This is a genomic window from Streptomyces sp. NPDC091287 (assembly GCF_044768525.1).
In the GTDB taxonomy this organism is placed as follows: domain Bacteria; phylum Actinomycetota; class Actinomycetes; order Streptomycetales; family Streptomycetaceae; genus Streptomyces.
The window spans coordinates 158,951-184,123 of record NZ_JBIVUV010000021.1; the positions used below are offsets into that span (position 1 = coordinate 158,951).

Genomic DNA, 25,173 nt, shown 5'->3' on the forward strand with positions numbered 1-25,173 from the left:
AACCATGGCCGGGCCCAACTATTCCTGACCTGACGTCGAATTCACTCGTCCGGACGTGCGGAGTAGGGGATGAGGGCATCTCCGGTGCGTGTCACGAGCGTCTTCAGTCCTCCGGAATGTCCTTCATGAACACGACTCCGTCGATACGGGCCAGGTGCGCCGGGTCGAGCGGGGCGTACCCGAAGTACGGGGACGTCCGCCGGGCGCAGCCCGTGGCGCCGAGGACGGCGGCCAGTTCGGAGGCGCCCACCAGGCAGGACTCCTCCGGGAGCGCGTACAGGGTTCCTTCGAGGGTGTCCGGCGGCGGAACGTCGACCCCCTGGTGCCTCATCGTGCCGAAGGCGGTGGCCAGGAAGCCGTACTCCTCGCCCAGGCGGGCACCGACGACGGCGCCCGCGCTCCACCACTCCAGCCGTCGGCCCCCCATCCGCATCGAGCTCATGTCCCGCTGGAGATGGCTGTTGTGGGCGTGCACCAGAACCGGCCCCCGCTCGGCGAGCGCGAGGAGATTGCCGGCCATCATCTGATCCCGCAGGCCCGTCAGCCGTGACAGCCGGCTCGGTGACGTGTCCGCCATCCAGAAGTGGTACCGCAGCAGCCCCGAGGCGGCCCGTGCGTACAGCAGCGCCCGGTCGAACGCGTCCCGCGAGGTCACCGCGATCAGGTGCGGCGTCCACGCGTCGAGCAGCGCGCCCAGGTCATCGGCGAGCAGGCGCAGCTTCCCGGCCTCGGCCGACCGTCCGAAGGACGCGGACGGATCCAGCATCGCCGCCGGGTCGGTCCACCGGTCGTCCGAACCGAGGAGGCGGTCGAGCGTTCCGGCCGTGCAGGGGAGCAGGCCCGGGCCCACGTGGGCGGCCAGAACGCGGTGGAGCGACGTGAGGGCCTCGCGCGGGCTCGCCGCGTACGCCATCTCCAGCGGACCGTCGAAGCCGGCGAAGCGGACCCGGTCGGACGCGGGCCGGCCGTCGTTGAACGCCCGCATCCAGCCCACCAGTTCACGATTGGCCGTCGACTCGCCCAGTCCGTGGCCGAACCCCCGCTCCATCGCCTCGTCGAGCGTGCCCGCGCCCGTCGTCACGTAGTCGTCCACCAGCAGTCCCGCCAAGCAGTCGCTCTCGATGGTGATGGTGCGGTAGCCCTCCCGTTCGACGAGCTGCCGGAAGAGCGCGTTGCGCAGAAGGAGAGGGGCGTCCACCCCGTGGGTGGGCTCGCCCAGAGTCAGCACGCGGGGCGGGGAGGCGAACAGCCTCATGACGGAAGCCGCGTCGACGGCGTGGGCGATGTCCTTGATGTCGTTGGCCATGGCTTCAACCGTATCGTTGAACCCTCGGTTGAAGCTTTTACGCGATACCTTGGGGCGTATGAGGCAGAACCCTCAAACACGAGGACGACTCCGGCCCGTCGATCTGGCCCGTCGGCACGGATTGTCGACGCAGGCCGTCAGGAACTACGAGGCGGCGGGGATCCTCCCGGCCGCCGGGCGCACCCCCCACGGCTACCGCACCTACGCGCCGCTGCACGCGCACGCCCTCGCGGCGTTCCTCGCGCTGGTTCCCGGACACGGGCACGGGACCGCTGCGTCGATCATGCGGGCGGTGAACCGCGACGATCAGGAGGAGGCGTTCCGCATCGTCGACGAGAGCCATGCCCAGCTCCTGGAGGACCGGCGCACTCTGCAAGCGGTCGAGCGGGCCCTCGGCGATCTGGGGCCCGGCGTCACCCCCGCACCCGACGACGCGGCGAGCCCCGGCGGGATGTTCGTGGGACCGCTGGCCAGGCAGCTGGGAATCAGGCCCGCCACGCTGCGGAAGTGGGAGCGCGCCGGACTCGTGACCCCGCGCCGCGACCCGAGGACCGGCTACCGGGTGTACGCCGAGGCCGACGTACGGGACGCCGGACTGGCCCACCAGCTCAGGCGGGGCGGCTACCGTCTTGAGCAGATCGCACCGTTGATCGCCCAGGTCCGGGCGGCCGGCGGTCTGGAGCCGCTGGCGGCCGCCCTGCGCGACTGGCACGCCCGGCTGGCCGCGCGGGGGAGGGCGATGCTGGCCGGGGCCGCCGAGCTGGACGCCTACCTCCGCCACGCACACGATGCCCCCTGACGGAACGACAGCGGGTCGTCGGCACGGCCCGTACGGCGGGCGGAGGCGAGGTCTCCGCCGCCCCGCCCGATCCCCGTCAGGCGGGCAGCCGCCCCAGCAGCGCCGCGAAGTCCGTGCCCGCGGGAAGCGTGCCGAAGGCGAGCCCCTGGTCCCCGGCGAGGCGGGACGCGCAGAACGCGTCGGCCACCGCCGCCGGTGCGTGGCGCACCAGCAGTGAGCCCTGGAGCACGAGAGCGGCCCGTTCGACGACCCGGCGGGCCCGGAGCTGCGCGTCCTGCGTGCGCGCCAGCTCGGCCCGCAGCTCCCGCCAGGCCGCGTCGAGGCGCGCGTCCGCGCCGGCCGCCGCCTCGATCTCGGCGTGCAAGGCCTCCAGCGACGCGGGCTCCCGCGTCAACGCCCGCAGCATGTCGAGGGCGTTGACATTGCCGGAGCCCTCCCAGATGCCGTTGAGCGGGGCCTCGCGGTACAGCCGCGGCATGCCGGACGCCTCGTCGTACCCGTTGCCGCCGAGGCACTCCAGCGCCTCGGCCACCGCCACGGGCTGCCGCTTGCACACCCAGTACTTGCCGATGGCCGTGGCCAGGCGCAGGAAGGCACGTTCCCCGTCGTCGCCCCGGTGGGCGCGGTCGGCGGCCCCCGCCAGGCGCAGGGCCAGGGTCGTGGCGGCCTCGGACTCCAGGGACAGGTCCGCCAGGACATTGCGCATCAGGGGCTGGTCGATCAGCCGGGCGCCGAACACCGAGCGGTGGCGCGCGTGGTGGGCCGCCTGCGCGAGCGCGGCACGGGTGCCGGCGGCGGAACCGAGCACACAGTCGAGCCGGGTCATCGTCACCATGTCGATGATGGTGCGCACGCCCTTGCCCTCGTCACCCACGAGCCAGGCCACGGTGTCGTCGAACTCGGGCTCGCTGGAAGCGTTGGAGCGGTTGCCGAGCTTGTCCTTGAGCCGCTGGATGCGGAACGTGTTCCGGCTTCCGTCCGGCAGCACGCGCGGCACCAGGAAGCACGACAGTCCGCCGGGCGACTGGGCGAGCACCAGGAAGAGATCGTTCATCGGCGCGCTGGTGAACCACTTGTGCCCGCGCAGCCGCCAGGTGCCGTCGGCCTGCTCGGCCGCGGCCGTGGTGTTGGCGCGCACATCGGTGCCGCCCTGCTTCTCCGTCATCCCCATGCCGGCGAGCAGGCCGCGCTTGGCGGCGGGGGCGCTCAGCCGGGGCTCGTACACACGGCTGGTCAGGAGCGGTTCGTACGTCTTGGCGAGGTCGGGGGAGCGGCGCAGCGCCGGGACGACGGCGTACGTCATCGAGACCGGGCACAGGTGGCCCTGCTCCAGCATCGTGGCCAGCATGAAGCCGCCGGCGCGGGCGACATGGGCCCCGGGGCGTACGTCGGCCCAGGCGGCGCCCGCCAGCCCCGCCCGCACCGAGGCGTCCATCAGACAGTGGTAGGCGGGGTGGAACTCGACCTCGTCGATCCGGTGGCCGAAGCGGTCGTGGGTACGCAGCTCCGGCTCGTGGCGGTTGGCCTGGTCGGCCCAGTGCTGCGCCTCCTCGCTGCCGACGTAGCGGCCGAAGCGGTGCAGCTCGTCCAGGTGCCATGCGGCGCCCTCGCGGCGTATCCCTTCGAGCAGCACCGCGTCGTCGGCGGCGTCGTGACCGGTGAGCGGAGGCGGCTGGTTCGTCACCTCGTGCGTCACGGCGGTCGGGTTGCTGCGCGGTGCGGTGGGCGTGGGCATCGGTTCTCCTCCGGGAGACGGGACGGCGGGTTGCGGCACACGGAGCACGGGGACGAAGGGGCGCGGCCCGGGTCAGGGGGGCGCGGAATGGTCACGGGCCGCACCCGCACAGCGCAGGGCCACGGCGGTGAGGCGAGTGACGAGCCGGTCCGTGTCGTACGCGGTCGAGGTGCTCAGCGGGTACACGAGGACCTCGCCGATGGCGCCGGTGAGCGCCGCGGCGGTGATCTCCGCGTCCTGGTCCGGCAGCAGGCCCGCGGTGACCCCCTCGCCGATCACCGCGGCGAACAGCGCCCGGTAGCGGCGCCTGAAGTCGAGACGCTCCGCGCCGACCGCGGGCTCGGCCGGCGCCGCGAGCAGCGCGTACGCCAGACCGTGGTTCTCCAGGGCGCGGCGGGCGAACACCTCCACCCCCCGGCGCAACCGCTCCGCGGGGTCGCCGTCGCCCTCCAGCACCTCACCCAGTACGTCCACCTCGCGCTGTGCGGCGCGCCGGAAGACCTCCACGGCCAGCGCGGACTTGGACGAGAAGTGCTGGTAGACCGAGCCGGCGGCGATCCCGGCCGCGTCGGCGACAGCGGTCACGGACGCCTGCGCCCAGCCGATCTCCGCCACGACCTCGGTGGCGCGGGCGACGAGATGATCCCGGGCGGCTTCGAGCCGACGGAGCTCGGCCGGTGTCTTGCGGTAGGCCATGAATGAAGTGAACCATCATTCAGAATTTCCCGCCACGCTCGGCCGCCGACCTCGCCGAGCACATCGAGGTGACGCGTACCGAGCGTCCCGACGCCAAGATCGGCGAGATACTCGCGGAGTCGGGGGACCCGCACGATCGCAGCGACGGCGACGGCGACGGCGACGGCGACGGCGACGGCCGAGGCGGGGAACGGGACCACCGGCACGGGCCGGGAGCGACGCGGACGCACCCGCCCGGCGCGGCAGGGGGCACCCGCTGGTCCCGCTCCTGATGCTGTGATCAGCGGCTGGACGGCGGGCGAGCGACCCTGCACGAACCGGTGCGGGTTCGCGCGGGTCAGTGCGGGGTGGGCCGGTAGGTGAGCTCCTGGGTACGGCCGTCGAGTGTCCGGCTCCCGATCAGTTCGAGGTCGAAGTCGGCCGCACCCCGCAGGACCGGTTCCGTACCGGTCCGACCGGTGATGACAGGGAAGAGCGTCACTTGGACGCGGTCGACCAGGCCGGCGGCCATCAGCGCCCGGTTCATCGACAGGCTGCCGTGCGAGCGCAACGGCACATCGGACTCTTCCTTGAGACGGGCGACGACGTCGACGGCATCGCCGTTCGCGACGGTCGCGTCCGGCCAGTCGAGGGGCTCCTCGAGCGTGGTCGACACCACCGTCGTCGGCAGGCTCCTCATCCGCGTGACCCACGCGTCACCCACGCCGGACTCCTTCGTGCTCGGGCCCAGCAGCCGCACGAATTCCCGATAGGTGTGGGCCCCGAAGACCATTCGCTGCTCCTCGCCGTACAGCGACAGCCGGTGTTCGAGCAGCTCGGGTCCCTGCTTGCCCCAGTAGCCGCCCCAGTCGCCGTCACCGTTGTAGGAGCCGAAACCGTCGAGGCTGGAAAACACGTCGAAGGTGTAGGTAGCGGTCATGATGCTCTCCTGGGCGAGTCCGGTCGATGGACATAGGTACAGACTGCGTCCGGTGGGAGAACTCATCGGGTGGAAGGCCCGCCGGGCCACCGCCCCTCTTTCCCTGTCTTCTTCCCCCTGTTCTCTTCCCTCTGTTCTCTTCCCCCTGTGCAAGGAGTTCGTACGTGGTCGCCGCCATGGAACGCCACCAGGTCGCCGTCTATGTGGGCGCCCTGGCCGTCGGGGGCCTGGTGGGCCGGGCCGCGCCCGGTGCGGGGCCGGGCCTGGAGCACGCGATCAATCCGGTGCTGGCCGCCCTGCTGTACGTGACGTTCCTGCAAGTGCCCGCCGCCGAGCTGGTCCGCTCGGTGCGGGCGGGCCGCTTCCTGGCCGCGACGCTGGTGGTGAACTTCGTCGTGGTGCCGCTGGTGGTCGCCGCGATGTTCACCTTCCTTCCGGACGACCGGGCGGTCCGCCTCGGCGTGCTGCTGGTCCTCCTGGCCCCGTGCATCGACTACGTGATCGTCTTCAGCGGGCTCGCCGGCGGCAGCAGCGAACGTCTGCTCGCCGCCACTCCGTTGCTGCTGCTGGCCCAGATGGTGCTGCTGCCGGTCTATCTGTTCCTGTTCATGGGCCCGGACCTGGCCGACGTGGTGGAGGCGGGACCGTTCATCGAGGCGTTCGCCGTGCTGATCGTCATCCCGCTCACGCTGGCCTGGCTCACCCAGGAGTGGGCCGCACGCCGCCCGGCCGGGCAGCGGACCGCCGACGCGATGGGCGCGACCATGGTGCCGCTGATGGCCGCCGTCCTGCTCACCGTGGTCGCCTCCCAGGTACCGAAGCTCGGCGACGCCGGCAGCCTCGGGGACGTGGGCCGTGTCGTGCCGTTCTACGTGCTCTTCCTCGTCGTGATGGCGTTCGCCGGGCTCGGTGTCGCCCGCCTGTTCGGCCTGGAAGCCCCGGCCGGTCGGGCGATCGTGTTCACGGGCGCGACCCGTAACTCCCTGGTCGTCCTGCCCCTCGCCCTGGCGCTGCCGGACACGCTGGCCGTCGCCGCCGTGGTCGTGGTCACCCAGACCCTGGTCGAGGTGATCGGCATGGTCGTCTATGTCAGAGCCGTGCCCCGGCTGCTGCCGCTGCGGGACTGACCCGCACCGGCGCGCGACGCCCCCGGCCCGGGGCTGTCCCCGATCAGCCGCCCGCCACGACCATGGAAGGTGACGAGGCGTCGCGCAGGAGGAGGCTCGGCCCGGTGGCCGAGGCGTCGGCGGGGACGGTCCAGATGTCCGAGGTGCCCTTGGCCCGGCCCGGAAGAGCGTACGCGAGGGTCGAGTCGTCCAGCCATGCCGCCTGGTCGTCGACGCTGCGGGTCTCGGCGACGGGAGTCTCACGCATGGTCCTGAGGTCCAGTACGTACAGTCGCCACGGGTTCTGGGTGCCCTCGCGGACCCTTTTCTTGAAGGCGATCCGGGTGCCGTCGGGCGAGAGCGACGGGCATTCGGCGTTCCGGCGGAGTGTGCGGGCCTTCCACGTCTTGATGTCGCCCTCGACGAGGTACGTCTTCCCCTTGGTGGCCACCGTCGCGTAGAAGCGGTTGTCGTCGTCCGCGAAGGTGATGCCCCAGTAGTTCACGTCCGGCGCGTGGTAGCGCCGACCTTCCAGGTAGAGCTGGAGGGTTTCCACGTTCTTGACCAGATAGCCGGTCCGGGTGTCGAGGATGCCGCTCCGCGTCGAGAAGGAGGACGAGGCGTACGAGTCGCCGCTGACGAACAGCGTCCAGGCGACCATCCGGCCCGAAGGAGAGACCCGCGCCCGATTGGGGATGCCGCCGACCACGACGGTCCTACGGGTGGCCAGCTTGCGGTCGAGGACGCTCACCTTCGTCTTCTGCGAGATGCCGGGGTGGCTCGCGATACAGACGGCCGACCGCCCGCTCGCGTGGAAGCGGTCGCACGACAGCCCGGTGTTCCTGCTGCGCGCCCCGTCGGCCGCTCCCGTACCGGAGGAGCTGTACGGCGCCGAGAACACGTTGCCCTTCCGCGCCGCGTGGTAGAGGCCGGGCGCGTAGTCGAGTGTGAGGCCCGGAGCGGCGACGGGCTCCCGCGACCGGTCGTCGCCGTCCGCTGCCGCGACCGTGTAACCGACGGCGACGGTCGCCAGTACGGCGGTGGCCGCCGTGAGCGCGATGATCCGGGCGCGCAGGGAGAGAGGAGGCAGGGTCATGAGGGCTCCGGGGCGGTGACGGGTACGGGGGCGGGCGTGGGCGCGGCCGGCAGGAGGACACAGGAGAGGACGAGTACGGCGCCGAGTGCTGCGACGGCCAGGACGAGGGCGTTGTCCATGCCCCACAGCGTCCAAACGGCTCCGAACCCGACGGACGCGAACAGGCGGCCCAGACTCTGGCCGGTCTGCAACAGCGCCATCCCGCCCGCGCGCCGGTCCGCCGGCACGACCGGGCCGCCGAGCGCCGTGGCCGCGAGAAGGATCCGGCGCAAGGCGGGGACATGGAAGAGCCGCAGGGTTTCCCGCAGGGTGGCCGCGGCCCTGCCCGGCGGGCGCGCCGGTCCGGCCTCGCGGCCGGGGACGAACGCGAAGAGGATCAGTACCCCCAGCAGGCCGAAGCAGAAGCTGACGACGAAGACGGCGTCGTAGGCGTCGACGGTCGCCCACAGCACGGCGAAGGCGACGAGCGGTCCGAGCATGGCGCCCGTGGTGTCCATGGCCCGGTGCACACCGAAGGCGCGGCCGAGGTCCCGCTCGTCGCAGCTCAGGGAGATCAAGGCGTCGCGCGGCGCTGTCCGCACGCCTTTGCCGACCCGGTCCGCGGCGAGTGCTGCGGAGAGGGTGGGGGTGGAACCGCCCGCGAGGAGCAGCCCGAGTTTGCAGACGGTGGACAGCGCGTAGCCGCTTCCGGCGACGAGCTTGTGCCGCTGCCAGCGGTCGGCGGCGTGCCCGCCGGCGAGCCTGACGAAGGCGGTGACACCGTTGTAGAGGCCGTCGAGGAAGCCGAACTGGAGTGGGCTGAGTCCGAGGCCCAGGACCAGGTAGAGGGGGAGTACGGCGGTGACCATCTCGGACGAGATGTCGGTGACGAGGCTGACCGCGCCGAGCGCGACGACGGTGCCGGTGAGACGCCTTCGGCCGGCGGGCCGTACGGCTGAGGGGGTCCGGTCGGGGGCGGTTCCGTCCGGTGGACGGTTCCTGCCGACGGCAAGGTACATACAGACGCTCCTGGTACGCGGTGCCCGGAGCTCCGGCTGCACAACCGGTGCTCCGGGCGGGTTCGCCCGCCCGGGCGTGGCCGGCCGCCGGAGCACGGCGACCGGACCACGACGGACGGTGTGGGGGTCGGTGACAGGCGCGCGGATCAGTGGCAGCTGTACGTCGGGCCGGTGTCCAGGACCGCTCCGTCGGTACCGACGAACTTCGAGGTGAAGGTCGTGTCGGTGAAGTCGAGCTGCATCACGCCGAACTTGTCCCAGATGCGCTTCTGGCTGTTCTTCTGCACGGTGTCACCCTGGCCGTACAGGTCCTTGCCACCCATACGGCCGAGGATCTCGACGATGCCGTTCGGGTCTGCCCGTCCGTCCGGGCTCTGGGGGGCGAAACGCTCGTAGTGGTGGTCGTGGCCGCTCCGCACCAGCTCGGTGCCGGCTGCCTGCAGCATGGACCAGATCGGCTTGCTCACGGGGTCGTTGCCGTGGCTTCCGGAGCTGAACAGCGGGTGGTGGAAGTACGCGGCGACGCACTTCTTGCTGTTCTTGGCGAGGTCGGCCTTGAGCCAGTCGAGCTGTTCGCGCTCGTCGAACCGGTTGGAGTTGAGGGCGACGAAGTGCCAGTTGCCGTAGTCGTAGCTGTACCACATCTTGCCCTGGGGAGTGGCTCGGTCACCGAAGTACTGCCGGTAGGCGACCTCGTCCTGGTTGTTCCAGTCGTCGTACGCCTCGTGGTTGCCGGGCACGGGGTGGGTCTTGTCCTTGAACTGGCCCCAGGACTTGTCGTAGTAGGCGCGGAAGTCCTCGATGTGGGCGTCGTCGTACTGGTTGTCGCCCATGGTGATGTAGAAGGCCGGGTCGATCGCCATGGCGCGTGCGGCGGTCTTGAAGTGCTGGCATCCCGGATCGCTCTTGTCGCACTGGTCGGCGATGTCGCCGGCGCCGACCACGGTGAACGCGCCCTTCGGGGGCGGGTCGGTGGGGGTGGTTCCCCCGACGCTGCCGTACACGTCGGCCTCCCACAGGGAGTAGCCGTACGAGGTGCCGCGTGCGGTGCCGTACACGCGCAGATAGCGGCCCTTGCCGGTCAGACCGGTCCAGGTGTCGGTCCCGCCGTCGCCCGCCGTCTCCGCGGCGAGTCGGGTCCAGTTCGTGCCGTCGGCCGAGATCTCCAGCCGGTACTGCTTCGCGTACGCGGCCTCCCAGGTGAGCTCGACGCGGGAGACGGACGCCCCTTCGCCGAGGTCGACGCGGAGCCACTGCGGGTCCGCCCCTTCGGCGCTGGCCCAGCGGGTCGTCGCGACGCCGTCGACGGCCTTGCCGGGCGCCAGGGCGGAGGTTTCGGACGACGAGGCGGTGGCGGGCTTGCCGCGCGATATCAGTGTCTCGGCGCCGGATGGGCCCGTCGGTTCCGGGCCGGGCCGGGGGTCGCTGTCGATACGGAAGTCCTCGCCGTAGACGGCCCAGGCCAGCGGGGTGTCGAGGTCGAGGTTGCCGTTCCTCAGGAACACGCGCTGGGCGGTATCGACCCGGCTGGTGTCCTCGTGCGCCGCCTCCTTCTTCATCTCCACGACACGGGCGTCGAGGAAGGCGTCGAGGTACCGGGTTTCGTCACCCCCCTCGGCGGGGGTGCGGGCGTCGGCCCTGGCCTCGGCACGGATGCTGTCGAAGCCCGACTGCCCGTGCATGACGATGGCGTCGTAGTAGGCGAACTGTCCGAGCACCCGCAGCCCGTCGCTCTTCGCCCGGGACACGGAGGGGCCGAAGTAGACGCGGTCACGCTCGTGTTCCTGCGCCGCCCGGAACTCGGGGGTCGCCGCGGCCTGCTCCCACGCGGTCGTGAAGCCGGGGTCCAGGCCCTCGTGGGAGTCGCTCCCGTCGACCGCGCGGAGCGCCGGGAGGTACTCGGCCAGCGGATTGTCCGGCACCTTGTCCGTGTAGTACTCGACGAGTTCGAGCATGTCGTGCGTACCGGAGCAGAAGCCGATGATGCCGGCCGTGTAGCCGCGCCCGTCGCCGATGTCCTCGATGTAGTCGAACTGCTCGCGCCACTGGAGCGAGGAGTTCTCGGCCGTCGAGACGATCTGCATGGCGATTTCCTTTTTCACCGGATCGTCGAGGCCGGAGGCCACGGCCGCCTGTCCGGTGTTGAGGGCGACCACGGCGGGGATCGCGGTCAGCGCCATGGCCAGGGCGATCCGCACGCCGGTGCGACGCCGGCGGTGCGCGGGGCGGGGTGGTCGTTCCGAACGGGAAACGCGCCGGGAAATGCGGTGGGGCATGCGCATGCGCACGGGTTCTCCGATCTCTTGCGACATGCCGGACGCCGAACGCACAAGGGCATCGTGGAGGGGCGTACGGACACAGCTCAGCTGGGAGGGCCAGCTCTATTAGGAAAGTTTCCTTTCCATTGAGTCGCGTCCATTGGAGCGCGCCACTCCCCTTCTTGCAAGGGTCATGACAACGGCAATCCGGTGCGGGGTGACCACCCGCCGTGCGCGAGCCTGTTGATGCCTATGGGGTCTTCTGTACGTGAGTGGTGTCGCTGTCCAGGAGGGCGCCGTCCACGCCGGCCGGCGTGAGGTCCGGCACGGGGTTGCCGTGCCGGTCGACCAGGACGGAGTGGGGCTCTCCCGGCGCGAAGGCGTGCTGCTCGCCCCATTGACGCAGCGTGAGGATGACCGGGAACAGGGCGCGGCCGGCGTCGGTGAGGGCGTACCCCTGGCGGCGGCCCGACGGTGCGGTGCGCTGGACGAGGACTCCGTGGGCGAGGAGCTTGCGGAGGCGGTCGGTGAGGATGTTGCGCGCGATGCCGGTCCGCCGCTGGAACTCGGTGAACGAGGCCGCGCCGTCCATCGCGTCGCGGATGACGAGAAGACTCCATCGGTCGCCGACGAGGTCGAGGGTGCGGGCGACGGGGCAGTCGGGATCCGACCATTGCGCGTCCGGGGTGCGCAGGGGTGCGCCTGACATGACACCTCCCAATGAGTTGCAGATTGAAACCATCATGCCGTACCGTCCGAACGGTTGCAAAATGCTACCGATTAAATGGGGTCGCGATGAACGCAGGGAATCGAGTGCTGCTGGCGGTGGTGTGCGGCGTCGCTGTGGCGAGCGTCTACGCCGCGCAGCCGGTTCTGGAGCCGATGGGACGCGACCTCGGCGTGCCGACGCAGCTCACCGGCTGGTTCGTGGCCACCGGTCAGCTCGGCTATCTGGCGGGCCTGTTGCTGCTGGTGCCACTCGGCGATGTGGCCGACAGGCGCCGCCTCATCGCCGTGCAACTGGCGGTCACCTCGGCGGGCATGATGCTCACGGCCTTGTCGTCGGCCGCGTGGCAGGCGCTCGCGGGGCTCGCGACGGCCGGGGTGTTCGCGGTCGTGGTGCAGATCGCGGTGGCCTACGCGGCGTCGGCCTCCCCTCCCGCCGAACGTGGACGGAACATCGGGGTGGTGACCTCGGGCGTCGTGGTCGGCATTCTGGGTGCGCGGGTCGCTACCGGCGCGTTCGCCGACATGTGGGGCTGGCGCAGCGTCTACGTCGTTCTCGCGGCGCTCTCCCTCGGGCTCGCAGCCCTGGTGCCGGCCACACTGCCCCCGGACCCGCGTGTGACGTCCCCCGCGAAGTACCGCGAGGCCGCCTGCTCGCTCGGCCGGCTGCTGGGTCAGCGCACCTTCCTGACGCGCGGCCTCATCGCGTTCTTCCTGTTCGCCTCGTTCGGAACCCTGTGGAGCGGGCTGTCCACGCCGCTGGCGGGCGGACCCTGGCAGCTGAGCGAGACGCACATCGGGCTGTTCGGCATCGCGGGCCTGGCCGGCGCGCTCGGCGCGGCGCGTGCCGGACGGTGGGCGGACGCCGGGCGCGCGACCCCGGTCAGCGGCCTCGCGCTCGCCCTCCTGGTCCTTTCTTGGGCGGCGATTGCCCAGCTCCCGTGGTCCCTGTGGCTCCTGATCATCGGAATCGTCGCCCTCGACTTCGCGGTCCAGGCCGTGCATGTGAGCAACCAACACGTGCTCACCGCTACGTATCCAGATCGCTTGAGCAGCGTCATCGGCGGCTACATGGTCTTCTATTCGCTCGGCTCCGCCCTCGGCGCGACGGCGACCACGGCGACCTTCACGACCTACGGCTGGACGGGCTCCAGCCTCCTGGGATCCGGATTCGCGGCCTGCGCGCTGGTTGTCTGGCTGGTCGTCAAGGCGGGCTCCCGGATCGACACCGCAGGCGCGAGCCCGGTTCGCGGTGGCCGGGCGCCGCACTCAGCTGTCGGAACACCGGCGGAGTGACGCCTCGTTGCGTCGGTGTTCCACAACGTGTTCTTCGCGCAGCGCGCAGCGCGCAGGAGGCAGTCGGTTGCTGGGGCTACACCGGCGGCTCTGCCCACCGTCCGTCCGTCCGCAGAAGCCTGCGGACCGTGTACGGGTCCGGCGCCGCGTTCGCCGCCGCATGATGGGCCGACTCCTCGTCGTCGAGGAGTGCTGCCCGCCGGGACCGCGGAAGGTGCGGGTGGCGCACCGCCGCAGCCCTCACCGCATACCCGGTCCCGGTCCACGACCTTATCCGCCCTGGCCGGCGGCAGGCCGGAGTGGACCGCGCCGTCCCGGAGCGCCACCGGTCTTCCTGGGCGGCGGTCGATGCCGCTGAGCCATACCAGCGCCCGCCGATGGGGCCGGGCCTGCCGATCGACCAGAGGGTGATCCTGCTCGCACAGTAGGGAGTAGCACGCGTTCCGGTCGATCCGGGGCGACGGCACAGCCCGACGCCGGCCCGATGTGGTGATTCTCGGTCAGCGACGGCCGGCGGTAAGGACGACGAGGAACTGACCACCGCCCGACTCGATGCCGGCGGTCACCGGCAGCCCGGGTACCAGTCGGGAAAATCGGTCCACCAGCCAATCCGCCGCTTCTTGGGCGTCCTGCCTGGTCGGACAGCGGCCCACCATCTCGCGGCCCCCCTTGCGCTCCAGACGGGAGGCCACAGCGATCAGCGGCGCGGGTTCGACCACGTACAGACGGTCCGGCCAGGCGATGGACACCTTGACCGCGCCCTTGCGGGAGTTGCACCCGCGGTGCGCGAGTCGCTCGGCGACCTTGGCCTTCCGGTCGGCGGTCCTGCTGTCGACACTGGGGCCCTGCTGGTCGTTCACCGACTTGTCGGGGTCGACCGGTTCGTCGCACACCCAGCACAGCCAGCCATCGCGCTCGGCCACATCATGGAGAAGGCTCATCCGAGCAAACTAGCCCCTCTGGCCGTCACCCCGTGCATCAGGGCCACGGCGGAGTTCCGGGAGGCGGCCACGGCCGGAGCCCGTCGCCCCGGTTGGCGACCCGGCCCGCTCCGTCGCCGCACGTGGATTGCGGCGAGTACATCGCGGACATCGAGACACAGTTGGCCAAGGCTGACGTTCGCAGGCCCTTCCGGCGGAGCGTGCGCGGGCTCCCGCTGGGACTACTCGGCGTCGCGCCGGCGGCGCGCGCGCTCGAACTCGGCGACATCCGGCATCCAAGGGCCACACCGTTCGAGCGCGGCGCAGCCGCCATGGACGAAGGCGGTCACCAGGCTCCGGTACCCGCGGATCCCGTCGACCAGGCTGTACTCGACCCGGTACTCCGGATCCGACCCGTCCACTCCCTCGCGCACCGTCGTGATCCGGGCGATGGAGTCCGCGTAGAAGTGGAGCTGGATCCCTTCGCCCATCTCCTCGTCCTCGATGGTGAAAACTTCGTTGTCGGCGGCAGAGCGGTCGCCGACGAACTCCCAGAACTCCGCGGTGGCGGAGCGGGGATTGTCCGGGAGCCACTTCTTCTCAAGGCCCTTGTCGTCGGTGAACGACAGGATCGCCCTTCTCGCACTCCCGCCGAAGGCGGCGCGGTCGCCGACAGCTTTCTCGTCATCCTCCATGGGCGTATTCTTGGAGCGGTCAGCGGCCTCCGAGCACATCAGGAAGCTCACGGTACGCACCGCGTCATCGACGAGTTCAGGGTGTGCACGACGCACGGCCGCGTCGACCGTCGCCTCCATCCGACCCCAGTCGCGCTTGTCCGTGGCGCGCTTCCCCCGCCGTGGATCGCGGCCGATCCACATCCCGGCGCACGCTTGTTCCGCGGTGGCGATCACCCGCATGACCTCGGGCAGCAGCGCGGGGTCGACGGCACCGGGTATCCGCTTCGGAACCGTCGAGCCGTGCACGTACTGGCCCGTGTACATCAGAATCGCGGAGTCGAGCGGACCGAGTACTGTTCCGCGCTCGGCGCGACGGCGGTCCGCATGGTACTTCTGCGCTCGTTTCCCGTTGGACGTCTCGGTCGCCCCGCGCATCGCCGCGCAGACCTGACCGCGTTCGAGCAGATTGATGTCAGCCCCGTGGGCGATGAGCCGACCCCGGTCCCACTGGATGCGTTGGAAGAGCGCGTCGACGTGCGCGGGTGCGGAGAGGAGGACCGGATCCAGGAGCGCGACGGCAGCATCCTCGTCGAGCCGGCCCCGGGTTCCGGCGGCGTCGCACAGCGGCAGGACCGCGGACCACAACAGCAGGTGTCTGGCCAGGTCGTCCTGGATCACCGCAAGATGGGCTTACCTGATCGAGAACGTGAACGTGCGAGGCTCATGGTTGGCGTCGGCCCCGGCACCGAGCATCAGTTTCAACTCACCGTCCACGCGGATCACGTTCGGGATCCAGCCGCTCCGGCGCGTGAAAACGATGTCTCTCATGGACGCATTCTCCCCCACAGGATGAGACCCCGGGTCTTGGTGGCAGCCCGGCCCGCGCCCGCAGGGATGTGATCGTCTGCCCGCAGCGGGCGCCGCCGCCCGGCCGGGCTCAGTCGATCTTCTTGATCACCCGGGCGGGCACTCCCGCGACCACGACGCCGGCGGGAACATCACGCGTGACCACCGCACCCGCGGCGACCACCGCACCGGCACCGACGGTCACCCCTTGCGTGATCACGGCAGCTGTCCCGATCCAGACGTCGTCCTCGATGACGATCGGGGCGAAGGAGAGGTACTCGCGGCGCTCGGCCAGGGGCAGTGGATGGCCTCCGGTGATGAGGCTGACCTTCGGGGCGATCATGACACCGTCCCCGATACGGATGCCTCCCTTGTCCATGAAGGTGCATCCCTGGTTGACGAAGACGTTCTCCCCGAACGTCGTGTTCAGCCCGCACTCGGTAAAGAACGGCGGGTAGATCACCACCGACTCCGACAGCGGGCCGCCGAACACAACCGAAAGTAGTTCCGTGCGGCCTGCGCTGTCGCTGAACGGAAGCACGTTCAGTCGGGACGTCGCATCAGTCACCTCCACGATCCGCTCCGCATGACGGGCGAACTCAGGCGTCTGGACATACATGACCTGCTCTGTGCGTGTAGACATGTGCTGATCCCACCACCGTGCACAACACACAATCAAACAACTCTGTACCCACGAGACACAACCAATGGTTGTGGAAGCAGGGTGGAAGCGTTGGGTGGCAGAGCGCTGCGGACGCTCGTGGCCGCCGAAACGGGTAGACCGCTGACCAGACGACCGAATCGCAGGCACGCCCTGGCACCGCAAGCCCCTGAGAGGCCTGACCTACCGATAGTCGGTGAGGCCGTCCGCCAGCTCCTCCTCGTCACCGTCGCGCTGTGCGTAGAGGGCCTGCTGGAGGGCGAAGGTGCCGCGGATCGCGGTGATCCGCCCGGCCGTCGAAGCGTCGTCCCAGCCGCCGAGCGCCAGCACCTGGTCCAGCAGCTCCTCCCCGTAACTGGCTCCGACGGCTGCCAGGTCCTGGGCGGGGTCACCCAAGGTGACCTCGTCCCAGTCGATGACACCGCTGAGGCGTGGCACACCGTCCGAGAGCTCCCACAGGACGTTCTCACCGCCGAGGTCGCCGTGGACCACGGCGGAAGTGAGCGGGGGAAGGCCGTCGAGCGCGGCGAGTTCGCGCGCGGCACGCTCCCGGCCGCCGTCGGACATCAGCGGGAACAGTTCGGCGCGCACTCCCGCCGCGAACTCCTGCCACTGACGTTCGGGGGCCGCCGGAAGCGCGGCGCGCGCCCTCTCGTCCCTGCTTGCGGCGATGAGCCCGGAGAGGAGTCCGGCGTACTGCTCGGCCACCGCCTCGGCGACTTCGGGGCGCTCGAGCGCGGCATTGTCCAAGGGTGCCCCGGGGATCCGGCTCAGCACAAGGTAGGGCGGTTCGTCCGTGCCCAGACCGCCGCCCTGGGCGAGCGGGCGCGGGGTGCGGAAGCCGAGGTCGAGCCCGGCGAGGGCGCGCAGGGCGGCTGCCCGCGCGGGCAGCCGCCCTGCGGCGGCTTCGGTGCGGGCGAAGCACACCACGTGCTCCGAGCCGACGACGACGTGGTGGAACTGCCCCTGGTGGGTGGTGAGTTCGCCCTGCTGGTCATCGGGCAGCAGACGGATCACGAGGGCGCGGTGCGTCTCCATGATTTCCATTGTGGGTAAACTCTCCGCTTCTCAGGCCTACGGAAGCTCTTTCGAGCCTGAGCGGTGGCTGCCCTGGCGCGACCATCCAGGGCTGATCACGCCCAAGAAGTGATTATGCCGCTGCATGGCGTCAGCCGATCATGTGAGTATGACCGACCAGCTGGCGATCAGTAACTTGACTTTGCAGCACAGGATCCCGGACGACTGGGGGCCCCTGGGTTGAGGTGCGCCCCCTGATCGATGGGGTAGGCCGCCTGTACGAAGCCGGCCGCGGAGCCGACGGCGTACTCAATTCCGGCGGTCATCGCCCGGCAGCACCGACTTCCGCCCCGGGGAGCTGCCGCCCAGCCCCGGGATCAGTACTGCTCCCACCGCCAGGTGCATCAGAGCGAGGGAGACCCGGGTGCCGCCGTCCATGCCGTCGCCGACGAGCGGAAGGAAGGACATGGCCAGTACGACGCCGGCAGCCCCGGTCCAGATGCCGCGGGCGCGCCGCACCCCGAAGCGCTCCAGGACAGCCAGCAGTCCCCAGCCGAGGAGCGAGGCGAGCAGTGCGATGACCGCTACGGGTACGGCGCCGATGTCGAGTGTCTGCTCGCCGTCCGCGATCCGCAGCCGGTGCCCCGCCAGTGGGTCCGAGACCAGCCACACCAGGACGGGGAGCAGGGCGGCCAGGGCCGTAACCCTCAGGCGCCTTTTCCGCGCGCTCACTTGGCGCCCTCCGAGAGCGCCCCGTGCAGAAAGACATCCACCAGCTCCTGCGGGGTCAGGTCGGGCTCCTCCTCCGTACGCGGCTGCGTGAAGAGGAGCCCGAAGAAGAGGGCCGCGATCTGCTCCGGCGGCCGGCGCAGAGCTGCCCTGTCGGGCTCCAGCAGCTCCGCGAGGGCCGCGCGGATGCGGGTCGTCGACTCGTCGCGGCCCGCGCCGCGCACCGTGCCGGGGTGCTTGCCGCCGCGATGCCCCAGCGAGCCGGCGATCGCACCCATCCTGGACAGGTGCGCCTGAAGCGCCTCGGCCGCCTCCGCGAGCCGGTCGGGCAGGGATTGGGAAACGTCGATGGCGTCGAGCTCGCGGACCGCGTGCTCGGGGGAGAGCGCCTCGGCCATACAGGCCTGCAGCAGTTCTTCCTTGTCGGCGAAGACCCGGAAGATCGTGCCTTCGCCGATGCCCGCCGCGCGGGCGACCTTCGCGGTCGTCACAGTGGCGCCGTACTCGGCGATCAGCGGAATCGCGGTCTGGATGATCATCGCGCGGCGCTCCTCCGGCGACATACCGGGGGCGCGGCGGCGGGTGGTCGGGTTCTCCTTGGGTGCTGTCATGACCACGAGAGTACGGAGTGAGGACTCACTCCGTCAATGAGTGAGTCCTCACTCCGCACACGTGTCCTGTATTTGGCTGGGCGACCACCCTCTGCCCGGCCGGCCGACTGCTGGCCCGTCAGCTCATCGAGGTGGCGGATTCAAAGTTGAACGGGCAGAGACTTCAGGCCGCGAATGAGCCGGGTTCGCCGCCAATCCAGCTGGTCTGCCGAGACGGCGAGACGGATGTCGGGGAAGCGGGTCAGAATCGCGTGGAGGGCGATGTGGGCTTCGGCTTTCGCGAGTGGTGCGCCGACGCAGCGGTGGATGCCGTGGCCGAAGCCGAGATGACCGGTTGCCTCCCGGTCCAGGTCGAGCCGGTCCGGTGCGGTGAAGCGCTTCGGATCGCGGTTGGCCGCTCCGAGGGCGACGATTACGGGGACACCTGCGGGGATCTCGGTCCCGCCGAGGGAAATGGCTTCCGTGGTGAACCGGAAGGTGGAGGTGCTGACCGGCGTGTCGAAGCGGAGCAACTCGTCCAGTGCCCGCGGGATGGTTTCCGGGTTCCTGCGCAGACGTTCCAGATCGGCCGGGTGCTGCAGCAGCGCCAGGACTGCGTTGCCGAGGAAGTTCGTGGTCGTCTCATGGCCGGCGACGAGCAGAAGCACGGCCAGGGAGACCAGCTCCTCCTCGTTCAGACGGTCCCCGCCGTCGCGAGCGGCGATGAGGCGATCGAGGAGCGAGTCGCCCGGGTGCAGACGCTTCGACGTGATGAGGCCGGTCATATATGCGGCGACGGCGTACGAGGCGGCGTCGGTGCGGCCGGGCTCCCCGGCGGCGAACAGGTCGGCGGACCAGCGCTGAACCTGTGGCCGGTCGGTCTCCGGTACGCCGAGCAGTTCGCAGATCACCATGACCGGAAGAGGGAGGGCGAGTGCGGCCACGAGGTCGACCGCCCCGTCGGCCGGCCAGCGGTCCAGCAGTTCGTCGGTCAGCCGGATGATGGAGGGGCGGAGGACGGCGACTGAGCCACTCGTGAAAGCGCCGGTGATCAGCTTGCGCAGCCTGGTGTGCTGGGGCGGGTCGCTGGCCAGCATGTTGTGTGCGACGGCGGGATGCAGGCGGCGTTTCGAGTCCTTTCCGGCGAAGAAAGCGGCGGTGTCCTTGGAAAGCCGCACGTCGCTGAGAGCGTGTCGGGCTTCCGCGTATCCGGTGACCAGGTAGCTGTCACGTCCGTTGGATCCGGATGCCACAGCCCGCACGGGGCACGCGGACCGCATGGCCGCGTACCCGCGATAGGGGTCGGAGGCAGACAGTCTGTCCTCGGAGGCGTCGTTCATGGTGTCAGGGTCCAACCGGGTCATGCCCCGTGCCCTCAAAGGGCACGACACCGCGCCGGTCAGATGTCCCGGCACTTGTCGTCAACAGATCGGTCATTTTCACATGATCGGCTGACGCGACGCTGCCGCATAGTCATTCGACTTTCTGATCAGGACTGCCACCGTCTCCGAACGCCACCTCGCCGAGATCTGGTCGCCCCCCCGCAACACGCAGATCCCGAGAGCGACGCCCGGGCGGTCCTTGCCCGCACACCAGATCTGCTGACCTTGGCTGGCCGCATGCCCGGCGGTTCGGCTGATGCTCGTCGGCCTCGCCGCCGTCCGAACCGAGGAGTGATCTGGATGACCATCTACGAGGAGCGATCAGCCGACGAGGGCTGCTCACCGCCACCATGCTCGGTGGCGCGTGGAGCAAGGTCACGGTCCCCGCCGCCGCTTCGGACATGCAGGAGTACCTCCTCGATCAGGTAAGCCACCGCGATCACTATCGGGCCAGCGTCGTAGACGGGACGCGGGGTGTCGAGCCAGTCGCGGGCCGCGGTCGGGAGTTTGCGCAGGTTGGCGGCTGAGCCGGCTTCCGGTGCAGGCGGCCGGTCGCGATCGACGAGGCGGGAGGCGGTGCCGACGGGCAGGTTGGTGCTGGCGGAGCAGCGCAGGTGGGGGCCGAGGGCCTCGATGGACGGGCGCCGCACCCGGTGATCGAGCGGCGTGCAGCTCTCGGCGCGGCCGCGAGGTCGAGATCAAGCGACACCGCCAGGGCAAGAGCCGCAAGAGTTCGCAAGATCCCTGAAGAAGCCGGCCGACGACCGGACTGATGCAGAGTGTAGGCATGGACGTAGTCGACCTTGCCCGTGCCCTTGTTCTGGAGCGCCACCCCGACGCCCGCGCCGCGTTCCTCGGCGGCAGTGTCCTGACGAGCCGGCGCACCGCCCGGTCCGACTTGGACGTCGTCGTGCTGCTCGATGGCCCGCCCGCCCCGTACCGCGAGAGCATGCGGTACGGGAACTGGCCGGTGGAGCTGTTCGTGCACACCGAGGACTCCTGGCACAGTTTCGTGACCCCGGAGATCGTGCGACGGAACTCCCCCCTGTTGTGGATGTGCGCCGAGGGGGCACTGCTGCTCGATGCCGACGGGACAGGAGAACGGATCGCGGATACGGCGAAACGCCTCGCGGCCGCAGGCCCGCCCCCGGTCACCGATACGGCCCTCGAAGATGCCCGGTACGCGCTGACGGACCTGCTCGACGACTTCGCCGCCTGTACGGACGCGGGGGAGCGGCTGTTCGTCGTGGCCGAACTCGTCCGGCGGAGCGGCGAACTGGCACTGCTGACCCACGGCACGTGGGCCGGCGGCGGCAAGTGGCTGGCGCGGCGCCTCGAACCCGTCGCGCCGGGCCTGGCCGCGCGCCTGGACGAGACGGCGCAAGCCGCGCTGCGCGGCGCACCGGAGGGCCTCACCTCGCTGGTCACGGAGGTCCTCGACGCGGCGGGGGGCCCGGTCTGGGAGGGATACCGCCGCAGCGGACCGCGTAGGACGGCCTGAACGCGTCGCGTCCGCCGAGCTCGTGCACGGTTGGCCGACCAGGACCGTTCTCGGCGTCAACCGCTCTTCTGTTGGGCCCGGGGGCCGGTTCGCCCACAGCTCCCGTGCCCGTACGGGGGCACGGGGACAATGAATGTATGGGTACACAGGGAGAGTTGGGCGACTTCTTTGAGCCTGTTTCTCAACCTCTCAGCTGATTTCGCTCCAGGGCCGGCGCGGGCCAGGTGGCTAACCTTTGGGTAACCACGCACTTCCAAGTCGGTTCTTGCGGCGCGTTCCATTCTGCGTGAACAGTGTTCTGCATGAAGACGCGATATGAACGAATCAGCATTCTCGGTCTGGGAGCTATGGGACGAGCGCTGGCGAGCGCGTTCCTCGATGCCGGTCGCGAGGTGACGGTCTGGAACCGCACTCCGGGGAAAGCGGGTGAACTGGTTGCGCGTGGTGCGCGAGAGGCGTCGAGCCTTGGAGAGGCGATCAAAGCCGGCGATCTGACGGTTGTGTGTCTTCTGGACGACGGCACTGTCCGCGCGACGCTCGCACCAGCCGTGCGGGAGCTTGACGGTGGCACACTGGTCAACCTGACCAGCGGCTCCGTACGGCAGGCGCGAGAGCTTGCCCAATGGCTCAAGGGGCATGGCGTGCACTTCCTGGCCGGCGGGATCATGGCCGTACCTGCAACGGTCGGGACGCAGGGAGCCTTCATCCTCTACAGCGGTGCGCGGGACGTGTTCGAACGTGTCGCCCCTGTGCTCGGCTCCATCGGCCGTTCTCATTGGGTGGGCGAGGACCCGGGGTTCGCGGCGCTGTATGACATGGCCGCGCTGAGCGGCATGTACGGCATGGGGGCCGGGGCCGATCACGCCGTGGCGTTGGTCCACGCGGAAGGCGGCGACGTTGAGACGTTCAAGCAGGAGGTGCTCCAGCCATGGATGGAGCAGATCTTGCCGATCACGGTCGCCGGTGCCGACGCGAACGAATCCGTCCCGGACGAGTACAACCCCGGGATGCAGGCGACCGGCCTGGAGAACATCCTCTCCGCCTCCGGGGAGGCGGGCGTGCCCGCGGATCTGGCTGGACACCTGCGCGCCTCGCTGTGGCGGATGCGGAGCGGCGCTGCCGCCAGTTGATCCCGCATCAGGAGCATCCACAAACAAGGGGGCAGCCCGGCTACCATGAGGCGGATGCGTAACCCGCCCTACATCTGTGCCCTCGACGCTGCGATGGATGTCGTCGAAGGCAAGTGGAAAGCGCTGATCCTCTGGGCGCTGGACGAACGGCTCCATCGATTCGGCGAGTTGCGCCGCAGCCTCCCCGGCATCAGTGAGAAGGTCCTCGCCCAGCAACTACGCGAGCTTGAAGCGGACGGGATCATCCGGCGGACCGTGTTCGAGGAGACACCGCTCCGAGTCGAATACGAACTGACCAAGGCAGGTGCCGAGCTCTACGCAGCACTCGGGGCCCTGGGAGAATGGGGTGAGCGGCGCATGCGCCAGCTCGACATTGTCCCCACCCACGGGAAAGAGCAAACCGAGGCATAAGAAGCTGGTTCTGAACTTTGTGCCGGGTCAGGCCAGGCCCCGACCGGGCAGAGAGACGGTTCCCGGGCGGCGGAGCGGATCCGCTCCGCCGCCCGGGAACCGGCGGCCGCAGCCGCCGCCAAGGCCTCCTACTCGCCCTCCCACAGCTGGTACGGAACATCATCGGTGGGCCCCGCAGGTGAGACCATGGACGGGAGGTCAGGGCCCGCGCCTAGCATGCCTGTCTATGATCGAATCGAGGCTCTCAGACAAAACCGTTCTGGTAACCGGTGGTGCGACCAACATCGGTGCAGCCATCTCGCTGGCCTTCGCCGAGCAAGGAGCGCGCGTCGTGGTGCACTACGCACCCGGCATGACATCCGCAGGATCTCGCGAAATCGGAGCCGCCGAACCTCAAGCGTTCATCGCGTCCCTGCCTGACGCGATCGGCGTCGCCGAGGACTTCCTCACCCCCGGGGCCGCTGCCAGGCTGATGGACACGGTGGTGGAGCAAGCGGGCCCCGTGGACGTTCTCGTCAACAATGCTGCGCTGGCCAACGAGGCCGACACCTTCGACACGATCGACGAAACCGGCATAGAGCAAACGCTGCGCGTTAACGCCATGGCCCCCGCCATACTGATCGCGGAACTGTCCAAACGCCTCCCGTCAAACGCGCCGGCGGACTCTGCCAGTGTCGTCAACATCTCCACTGACGCCGCCCGAGGCTTCCCCAACCAGGTTTCCTACGGGATGTCGAAGGCAGCCCTTGAATCCCTGACCCGAGGCGCCGCAACTGACCTGGCTCCCCGAATCCGCGTCAACGCCATCGCCCCCGGACCGATCCAGACCGGCTGGATGGACGACGAACTCATCAGAAAGGTCATTCCCCGCATCCCCATGCAACGAGTCGGAGATCCGTCCGACATCGCGGACGCCTGCGTCTTCCTCGCCTCACACCAGGCCCGGTGGATCACCGGTCAAGTTATCCAGGTAGCAGGCGGGCACTGGCTCTAACAACGGCTAACACAATGAGGTGGATCGGCCCTGGTGGCCGTGTCCGCGTCAGAAGTGCAGCGTTGTTCGGGCGTGGGGACTTCGCCGTGGATCGTGTCGGATGACCTGTGGGAGCGGATGGAACCGCTGCTGCCACGCAAGGAACGGCGGTTTCGGCACCCAGGACGGAAGCCGCTGCCGGATCGACAGGTGTTGTGCGGCATCCTCTTCGTGTTGCACACGGGCATCCAATGGGAGTTCCTGCCGCGAGAGTTGGGCTTCGGGTCGGGCATGACCTGCTGGCGGCGGCTTCGGGACTGGAACGAGGCCGGCGTCTGGCAGCAGCTACACGAGGTGCTGCTGGCCGAGCTCAACGCGGCGGCCCGACTCGACTGGTCGCGTGCGATCGTCGACTCCAGCCACGTGCGAGCCATAAAAGGGGGAGCCAGACGGGACCGAGTCCGGTCGATCGCGGCCGAACCGGATCGAAACACCACCTGATCACCGACGGACGCGGCACGCCGCTCGCCGTTATCCTCACGGGCGGCAACCGCAACGACGTCACCCAGCTCATGCCGCTGATCGACGCCATCCCACCCATTAGGGGCCGGGTCGGGCACCCTCGACGCAAGCCGGACTCACTCTTCGCCGACCGCGGGTACGACCACGACATCTACCGCGACCAGGTCCGAGAGCGCCGCATTGTGCCGGCTATCGCCCGCCGTGGCACCCTCCACGGCACCGGGCTGGGCGCCTACCGCTGGGTAGTCGAGCGCAGTTTCGCCTGGCTCCACGGCTTCAAACGCCTCCGCATCCGTTGGGAGCGACGAGCAGACACCCACGAAGCCTTCCTCAAACTCGCCTGCTGCCTCATCACCCACCGTCAAGTGCTGTCCCTTACCTAATCGACACCCGCCCATGCCGGAAGCGCGGTCCGGCAGACTGATCGCATGAACCGTGACGACCTGGAATCAGCCCTCGCGCGGGACGACAGCACCTCTGCCCGTGCCGCCCTGACCGAACTCCGGACAGGGGCGGACTTCCGGCTCTTCCCCAGCCAAACCGCGTCCGCGCGCCAACTCTGGGACACCTGGTCCCACCGGCATCAGGTCATGCTCGACACCAGAGTCACCCCCCGTACCGGACTGGCCGAAGCCGTCGACAGACTCCACACAGCGGGAGCAGCCCGGGTCCATCTGGCGACGATCACCAGCTCACAGCGTCGATTCATCGTCTTCCTCTCGGAAGACCTCAGCCGCTCAATCGCCTGCATGTAGTCGAACGTCTCATTGTGTTAGGAGCTGTAAGGGCTTGCCGGGAAACAAGTCGTAGCTTCCAGCTGTGGGGCTCGTTGGTCTGGTATGGGGAGACCGGAGGGGATCGAGGCCGTTCTGGCGGCGA

At 69.7% G+C, this 25,173-nt stretch carries 23 protein-coding genes and 4 pseudogenes; 10 read left to right on the top strand and 17 right to left on the bottom strand.

The annotated features are described in order from the left end of the window. Positions 1-103 precede the first annotated feature (103 nt). Positions 104-1,306 carry an erythromycin esterase family protein gene (locus tag ACIQRW_RS31390; protein WP_403766677.1) on the bottom strand — a complete coding sequence of 401 codons (1,203 nt, stop codon included), beginning with the start codon at positions 1,304-1,306 and terminating at the stop codon, positions 104-106. A gap of 58 nt (positions 1,307-1,364) precedes the next feature. Here ACIQRW_RS31390 and ACIQRW_RS31395 point away from each other — a divergent pair, with 58 nt between their 5' ends. Continuing rightward, complete coding sequence (locus ACIQRW_RS31395; protein WP_403766680.1) at positions 1,365-2,105, top strand: TioE family transcriptional regulator; 741 nt, start codon at positions 1,365-1,367, stop codon at positions 2,103-2,105. A gap of 76 nt (positions 2,106-2,181) precedes the next feature. Here the strand turns inward: ACIQRW_RS31395 and ACIQRW_RS31400 are convergent, their stop codons facing one another. Both ACIQRW_RS31400 and ACIQRW_RS31405 read right to left on the bottom strand, forming a co-directional pair. After that, complete coding sequence (locus ACIQRW_RS31400; protein ID WP_403766683.1) at positions 2,182-3,840, bottom strand: acyl-CoA dehydrogenase family protein; 1,659 nt, start codon at positions 3,838-3,840, stop codon at positions 2,182-2,184. 72 nt (positions 3,841-3,912) lie between these two features. After that, positions 3,913-4,536 (bottom strand): TetR/AcrR family transcriptional regulator, encoded by a 624-nt coding sequence (locus tag ACIQRW_RS31405; protein ID WP_403766686.1) that lies wholly within the window; start codon positions 4,534-4,536, stop codon positions 3,913-3,915. 68 nt (positions 4,537-4,604) lie between these two features. On the opposite strand from ACIQRW_RS31405, the gene ACIQRW_RS31410 reads away from it, so the two are divergent. Then, entirely contained in the window at positions 4,605-4,808 is a 204-nt protein-coding gene (locus ACIQRW_RS31410; protein ID WP_403766689.1) for a hypothetical protein, read from the top strand. A 65-nt stretch (positions 4,809-4,873) separates the two neighbouring features. Here ACIQRW_RS31410 and ACIQRW_RS31415 read toward each other — a convergent pair whose 3' ends face one another. After that, positions 4,874-5,455 (bottom strand): dihydrofolate reductase family protein, encoded by a 582-nt coding sequence (locus tag ACIQRW_RS31415; RefSeq protein WP_403766692.1) that lies wholly within the window; start codon positions 5,453-5,455, stop codon positions 4,874-4,876. Between the two features lie 176 nt (positions 5,456-5,631). Here ACIQRW_RS31415 and ACIQRW_RS31420 point away from each other — a divergent pair, with 176 nt between their 5' ends. Beyond that, positions 5,632-6,582, top strand: a complete 951-nt coding sequence (locus ACIQRW_RS31420) for an arsenic resistance protein (protein ID WP_403766747.1) — start codon at positions 5,632-5,634, stop codon at positions 6,580-6,582. Between the two features lie 43 nt (positions 6,583-6,625). On the opposite strand, the gene ACIQRW_RS31425 is transcribed toward ACIQRW_RS31420, so the two are convergent. The 5 genes and pseudogenes from ACIQRW_RS31425 to ACIQRW_RS31445 all read right to left on the bottom strand — a co-directional run bounded on the left by ACIQRW_RS31425 (position 6,626) and on the right by ACIQRW_RS31445 (position 11,622). Beyond that, positions 6,626-7,657, bottom strand: a complete 1,032-nt coding sequence (locus tag ACIQRW_RS31425) for a TolB family protein (protein WP_403766694.1) — start codon at positions 7,655-7,657, stop codon at positions 6,626-6,628. Continuing rightward, positions 7,654-8,655 carry an MFS transporter gene (locus tag ACIQRW_RS31430; protein ID WP_403766697.1) on the bottom strand — a complete coding sequence of 334 codons (1,002 nt, stop codon included), beginning with the start codon at positions 8,653-8,655 and terminating at the stop codon, positions 7,654-7,656. Before ACIQRW_RS31430 ends, ACIQRW_RS31425 begins: the two co-directional genes overlap by 4 nt. A 146-nt stretch (positions 8,656-8,801) precedes the next feature. Continuing rightward, positions 8,802-10,088, bottom strand: coding sequence for a discoidin domain-containing protein (locus tag ACIQRW_RS31435; RefSeq protein ID WP_403766750.1), 1,287 nt, complete (start codon positions 10,086-10,088; stop codon positions 8,802-8,804). Next, positions 10,086-10,937 (bottom strand): annotated as a pseudogene (locus ACIQRW_RS31440) (chitosanase); the annotation flags it as partial. The pseudogene ACIQRW_RS31440 and the gene ACIQRW_RS31435, both read right to left, overlap by 3 nt. Before the next feature lie 226 nt (positions 10,938-11,163). After that, entirely contained in the window at positions 11,164-11,622 is a 459-nt protein-coding gene (locus tag ACIQRW_RS31445) for a winged helix-turn-helix transcriptional regulator (RefSeq protein ID WP_403766700.1), read from the bottom strand. 86 nt (positions 11,623-11,708) lie between these two features. Here ACIQRW_RS31445 and ACIQRW_RS31450 point away from each other — a divergent pair, with 86 nt between their 5' ends. Beyond that, positions 11,709-12,935, top strand: coding sequence for an MFS transporter (locus tag ACIQRW_RS31450; RefSeq protein ID WP_403766703.1), 1,227 nt, complete (start codon positions 11,709-11,711; stop codon positions 12,933-12,935). A gap of 76 nt (positions 12,936-13,011) precedes the next feature. On the opposite strand, the gene ACIQRW_RS31455 is transcribed toward ACIQRW_RS31450, so the two are convergent. The 8 genes and pseudogenes from ACIQRW_RS31455 to ACIQRW_RS31490 form a co-directional block, all read right to left on the bottom strand. Then, positions 13,012-13,476 (bottom strand): hypothetical protein, encoded by a 465-nt coding sequence (locus tag ACIQRW_RS31455; RefSeq protein ID WP_403766706.1) that lies wholly within the window; start codon positions 13,474-13,476, stop codon positions 13,012-13,014. After that, on the bottom strand, positions 13,436-13,876 hold the full coding sequence (locus ACIQRW_RS31460; protein WP_361336620.1) for a hypothetical protein: 441 nt from the start codon (positions 13,874-13,876) through the stop codon (positions 13,436-13,438). Before ACIQRW_RS31460 ends, ACIQRW_RS31455 begins: the two co-directional genes overlap by 41 nt. A 221-nt stretch (positions 13,877-14,097) precedes the next feature. Next, positions 14,098-15,360 (bottom strand): annotated as a pseudogene (locus tag ACIQRW_RS31465) (DUF6357 family protein). Between the two features lie 109 nt (positions 15,361-15,469). Next, a complete protein-coding gene (locus ACIQRW_RS31470; RefSeq protein ID WP_403766753.1) occupies positions 15,470-15,997 on the bottom strand; it encodes a DapH/DapD/GlmU-related protein in 528 nt (175 codons plus the stop codon). Between the two features lie 225 nt (positions 15,998-16,222). Continuing rightward, a pseudogene (gene vph, locus ACIQRW_RS31475) lies at positions 16,223-17,089 on the bottom strand (viomycin phosphotransferase); the annotation flags it as partial. 276 nt (positions 17,090-17,365) lie between these two features. After that, the gene (locus ACIQRW_RS31480) at positions 17,366-17,788 is read right to left on the bottom strand and encodes a DUF6069 family protein (RefSeq protein ID WP_403766709.1); all 423 of its coding nucleotides are present in this window, start codon (positions 17,786-17,788) and stop codon (positions 17,366-17,368) included. Then, positions 17,785-18,396 carry a TetR/AcrR family transcriptional regulator gene (locus ACIQRW_RS31485; RefSeq protein ID WP_403766712.1) on the bottom strand — a complete coding sequence of 204 codons (612 nt, stop codon included), beginning with the start codon at positions 18,394-18,396 and terminating at the stop codon, positions 17,785-17,787. Before ACIQRW_RS31485 ends, ACIQRW_RS31480 begins: the two co-directional genes overlap by 4 nt. A gap of 140 nt (positions 18,397-18,536) precedes the next feature. Then, positions 18,537-19,715 (bottom strand): cytochrome P450, encoded by a 1,179-nt coding sequence (locus ACIQRW_RS31490; RefSeq protein ID WP_403766715.1) that lies wholly within the window; start codon positions 19,713-19,715, stop codon positions 18,537-18,539. A gap of 829 nt (positions 19,716-20,544) precedes the next feature. Between ACIQRW_RS31490 and ACIQRW_RS31495 the strand changes: the two genes are divergently transcribed. The 6 genes and pseudogenes from ACIQRW_RS31495 (at position 20,545) to ACIQRW_RS31520 (ending at position 25,049) form a co-directional block, all read left to right on the top strand. Next, positions 20,545-21,258 carry a nucleotidyltransferase domain-containing protein gene (locus ACIQRW_RS31495; RefSeq protein ID WP_403766718.1) on the top strand — a complete coding sequence of 238 codons (714 nt, stop codon included), beginning with the start codon at positions 20,545-20,547 and terminating at the stop codon, positions 21,256-21,258. Positions 21,259-21,560: 302 nt separating this feature from the next. After that, entirely contained in the window at positions 21,561-22,388 is an 828-nt protein-coding gene (locus tag ACIQRW_RS31500; protein ID WP_403766721.1) for an NAD(P)-dependent oxidoreductase, read from the top strand. Positions 22,389-22,442: 54 nt separating this feature from the next. Further along, positions 22,443-22,799 carry a winged helix-turn-helix transcriptional regulator gene (locus ACIQRW_RS31505; protein WP_403766724.1) on the top strand — a complete coding sequence of 119 codons (357 nt, stop codon included), beginning with the start codon at positions 22,443-22,445 and terminating at the stop codon, positions 22,797-22,799. 226 nt (positions 22,800-23,025) lie between these two features. Continuing rightward, on the top strand, positions 23,026-23,793 hold the full coding sequence (locus tag ACIQRW_RS31510) for an SDR family NAD(P)-dependent oxidoreductase (protein WP_403766727.1): 768 nt from the start codon (positions 23,026-23,028) through the stop codon (positions 23,791-23,793). Between the two features lie 19 nt (positions 23,794-23,812). Continuing rightward, positions 23,813-24,677: pseudogene (locus tag ACIQRW_RS31515) on the top strand (IS5 family transposase). 45 nt (positions 24,678-24,722) lie between these two features. Next, complete coding sequence (locus ACIQRW_RS31520; protein ID WP_403766730.1) at positions 24,723-25,049, top strand: hypothetical protein; 327 nt, start codon at positions 24,723-24,725, stop codon at positions 25,047-25,049. The last annotated feature ends 124 nt before the right edge of the window (positions 25,050-25,173 follow it).

What these genes read in the sequence shown, in the direction of transcription:
- ACIQRW_RS31390 (WP_403766677.1), bottom strand. Translation starts at nt 1,306, where the DNA reads ATGGCCAACGACATCAAGGACATCGCCCACGCCGTCGACGCGGCTTCC.
- ACIQRW_RS31395 (WP_403766680.1), top strand. Translation starts at nt 1,365, where the DNA reads ATGAGGCAGAACCCTCAAACACGAGGACGACTCCGGCCCGTCGATCTG.
- ACIQRW_RS31400 (WP_403766683.1), bottom strand. Translation starts at nt 3,840, where the DNA reads ATGCCCACGCCCACCGCACCGCGCAGCAACCCGACCGCCGTGACGCAC.
- ACIQRW_RS31405 (WP_403766686.1), bottom strand. Translation starts at nt 4,536, where the DNA reads ATGGCCTACCGCAAGACACCGGCCGAGCTCCGTCGGCTCGAAGCCGCC.
- ACIQRW_RS31415 (WP_403766692.1), bottom strand. Translation starts at nt 5,455, where the DNA reads ATGACCGCTACCTACACCTTCGACGTGTTTTCCAGCCTCGACGGTTTC.
- ACIQRW_RS31420 (WP_403766747.1), top strand. Translation starts at nt 5,632, where the DNA reads ATGGAACGCCACCAGGTCGCCGTCTATGTGGGCGCCCTGGCCGTCGGG.
- ACIQRW_RS31425 (WP_403766694.1), bottom strand. Translation starts at nt 7,657, where the DNA reads ATGACCCTGCCTCCTCTCTCCCTGCGCGCCCGGATCATCGCGCTCACG.
- ACIQRW_RS31430 (WP_403766697.1), bottom strand. Translation starts at nt 8,655, where the DNA reads ATGTACCTTGCCGTCGGCAGGAACCGTCCACCGGACGGAACCGCCCCC.
- ACIQRW_RS31445 (WP_403766700.1), bottom strand. Translation starts at nt 11,622, where the DNA reads ATGTCAGGCGCACCCCTGCGCACCCCGGACGCGCAATGGTCGGATCCC.
- ACIQRW_RS31450 (WP_403766703.1), top strand. Translation starts at nt 11,709, where the DNA reads ATGAACGCAGGGAATCGAGTGCTGCTGGCGGTGGTGTGCGGCGTCGCT.
- ACIQRW_RS31460 (WP_361336620.1), bottom strand. Translation starts at nt 13,876, where the DNA reads ATGAGCCTTCTCCATGATGTGGCCGAGCGCGATGGCTGGCTGTGCTGG.
- ACIQRW_RS31470 (WP_403766753.1), bottom strand. Translation starts at nt 15,997, where the DNA reads ATGTATGTCCAGACGCCTGAGTTCGCCCGTCATGCGGAGCGGATCGTG.
- ACIQRW_RS31485 (WP_403766712.1), bottom strand. Translation starts at nt 18,396, where the DNA reads ATGACAGCACCCAAGGAGAACCCGACCACCCGCCGCCGCGCCCCCGGT.
- ACIQRW_RS31490 (WP_403766715.1), bottom strand. Translation starts at nt 19,715, where the DNA reads ATGAACGACGCCTCCGAGGACAGACTGTCTGCCTCCGACCCCTATCGC.
- ACIQRW_RS31495 (WP_403766718.1), top strand. Translation starts at nt 20,545, where the DNA reads ATGGACGTAGTCGACCTTGCCCGTGCCCTTGTTCTGGAGCGCCACCCC.
- ACIQRW_RS31500 (WP_403766721.1), top strand. Translation starts at nt 21,561, where the DNA reads ATGAAGACGCGATATGAACGAATCAGCATTCTCGGTCTGGGAGCTATG.
- ACIQRW_RS31505 (WP_403766724.1), top strand. Translation starts at nt 22,443, where the DNA reads ATGCGTAACCCGCCCTACATCTGTGCCCTCGACGCTGCGATGGATGTC.
- ACIQRW_RS31510 (WP_403766727.1), top strand. Translation starts at nt 23,026, where the DNA reads ATGATCGAATCGAGGCTCTCAGACAAAACCGTTCTGGTAACCGGTGGT.
- ACIQRW_RS31520 (WP_403766730.1), top strand. Translation starts at nt 24,723, where the DNA reads ATGAACCGTGACGACCTGGAATCAGCCCTCGCGCGGGACGACAGCACC.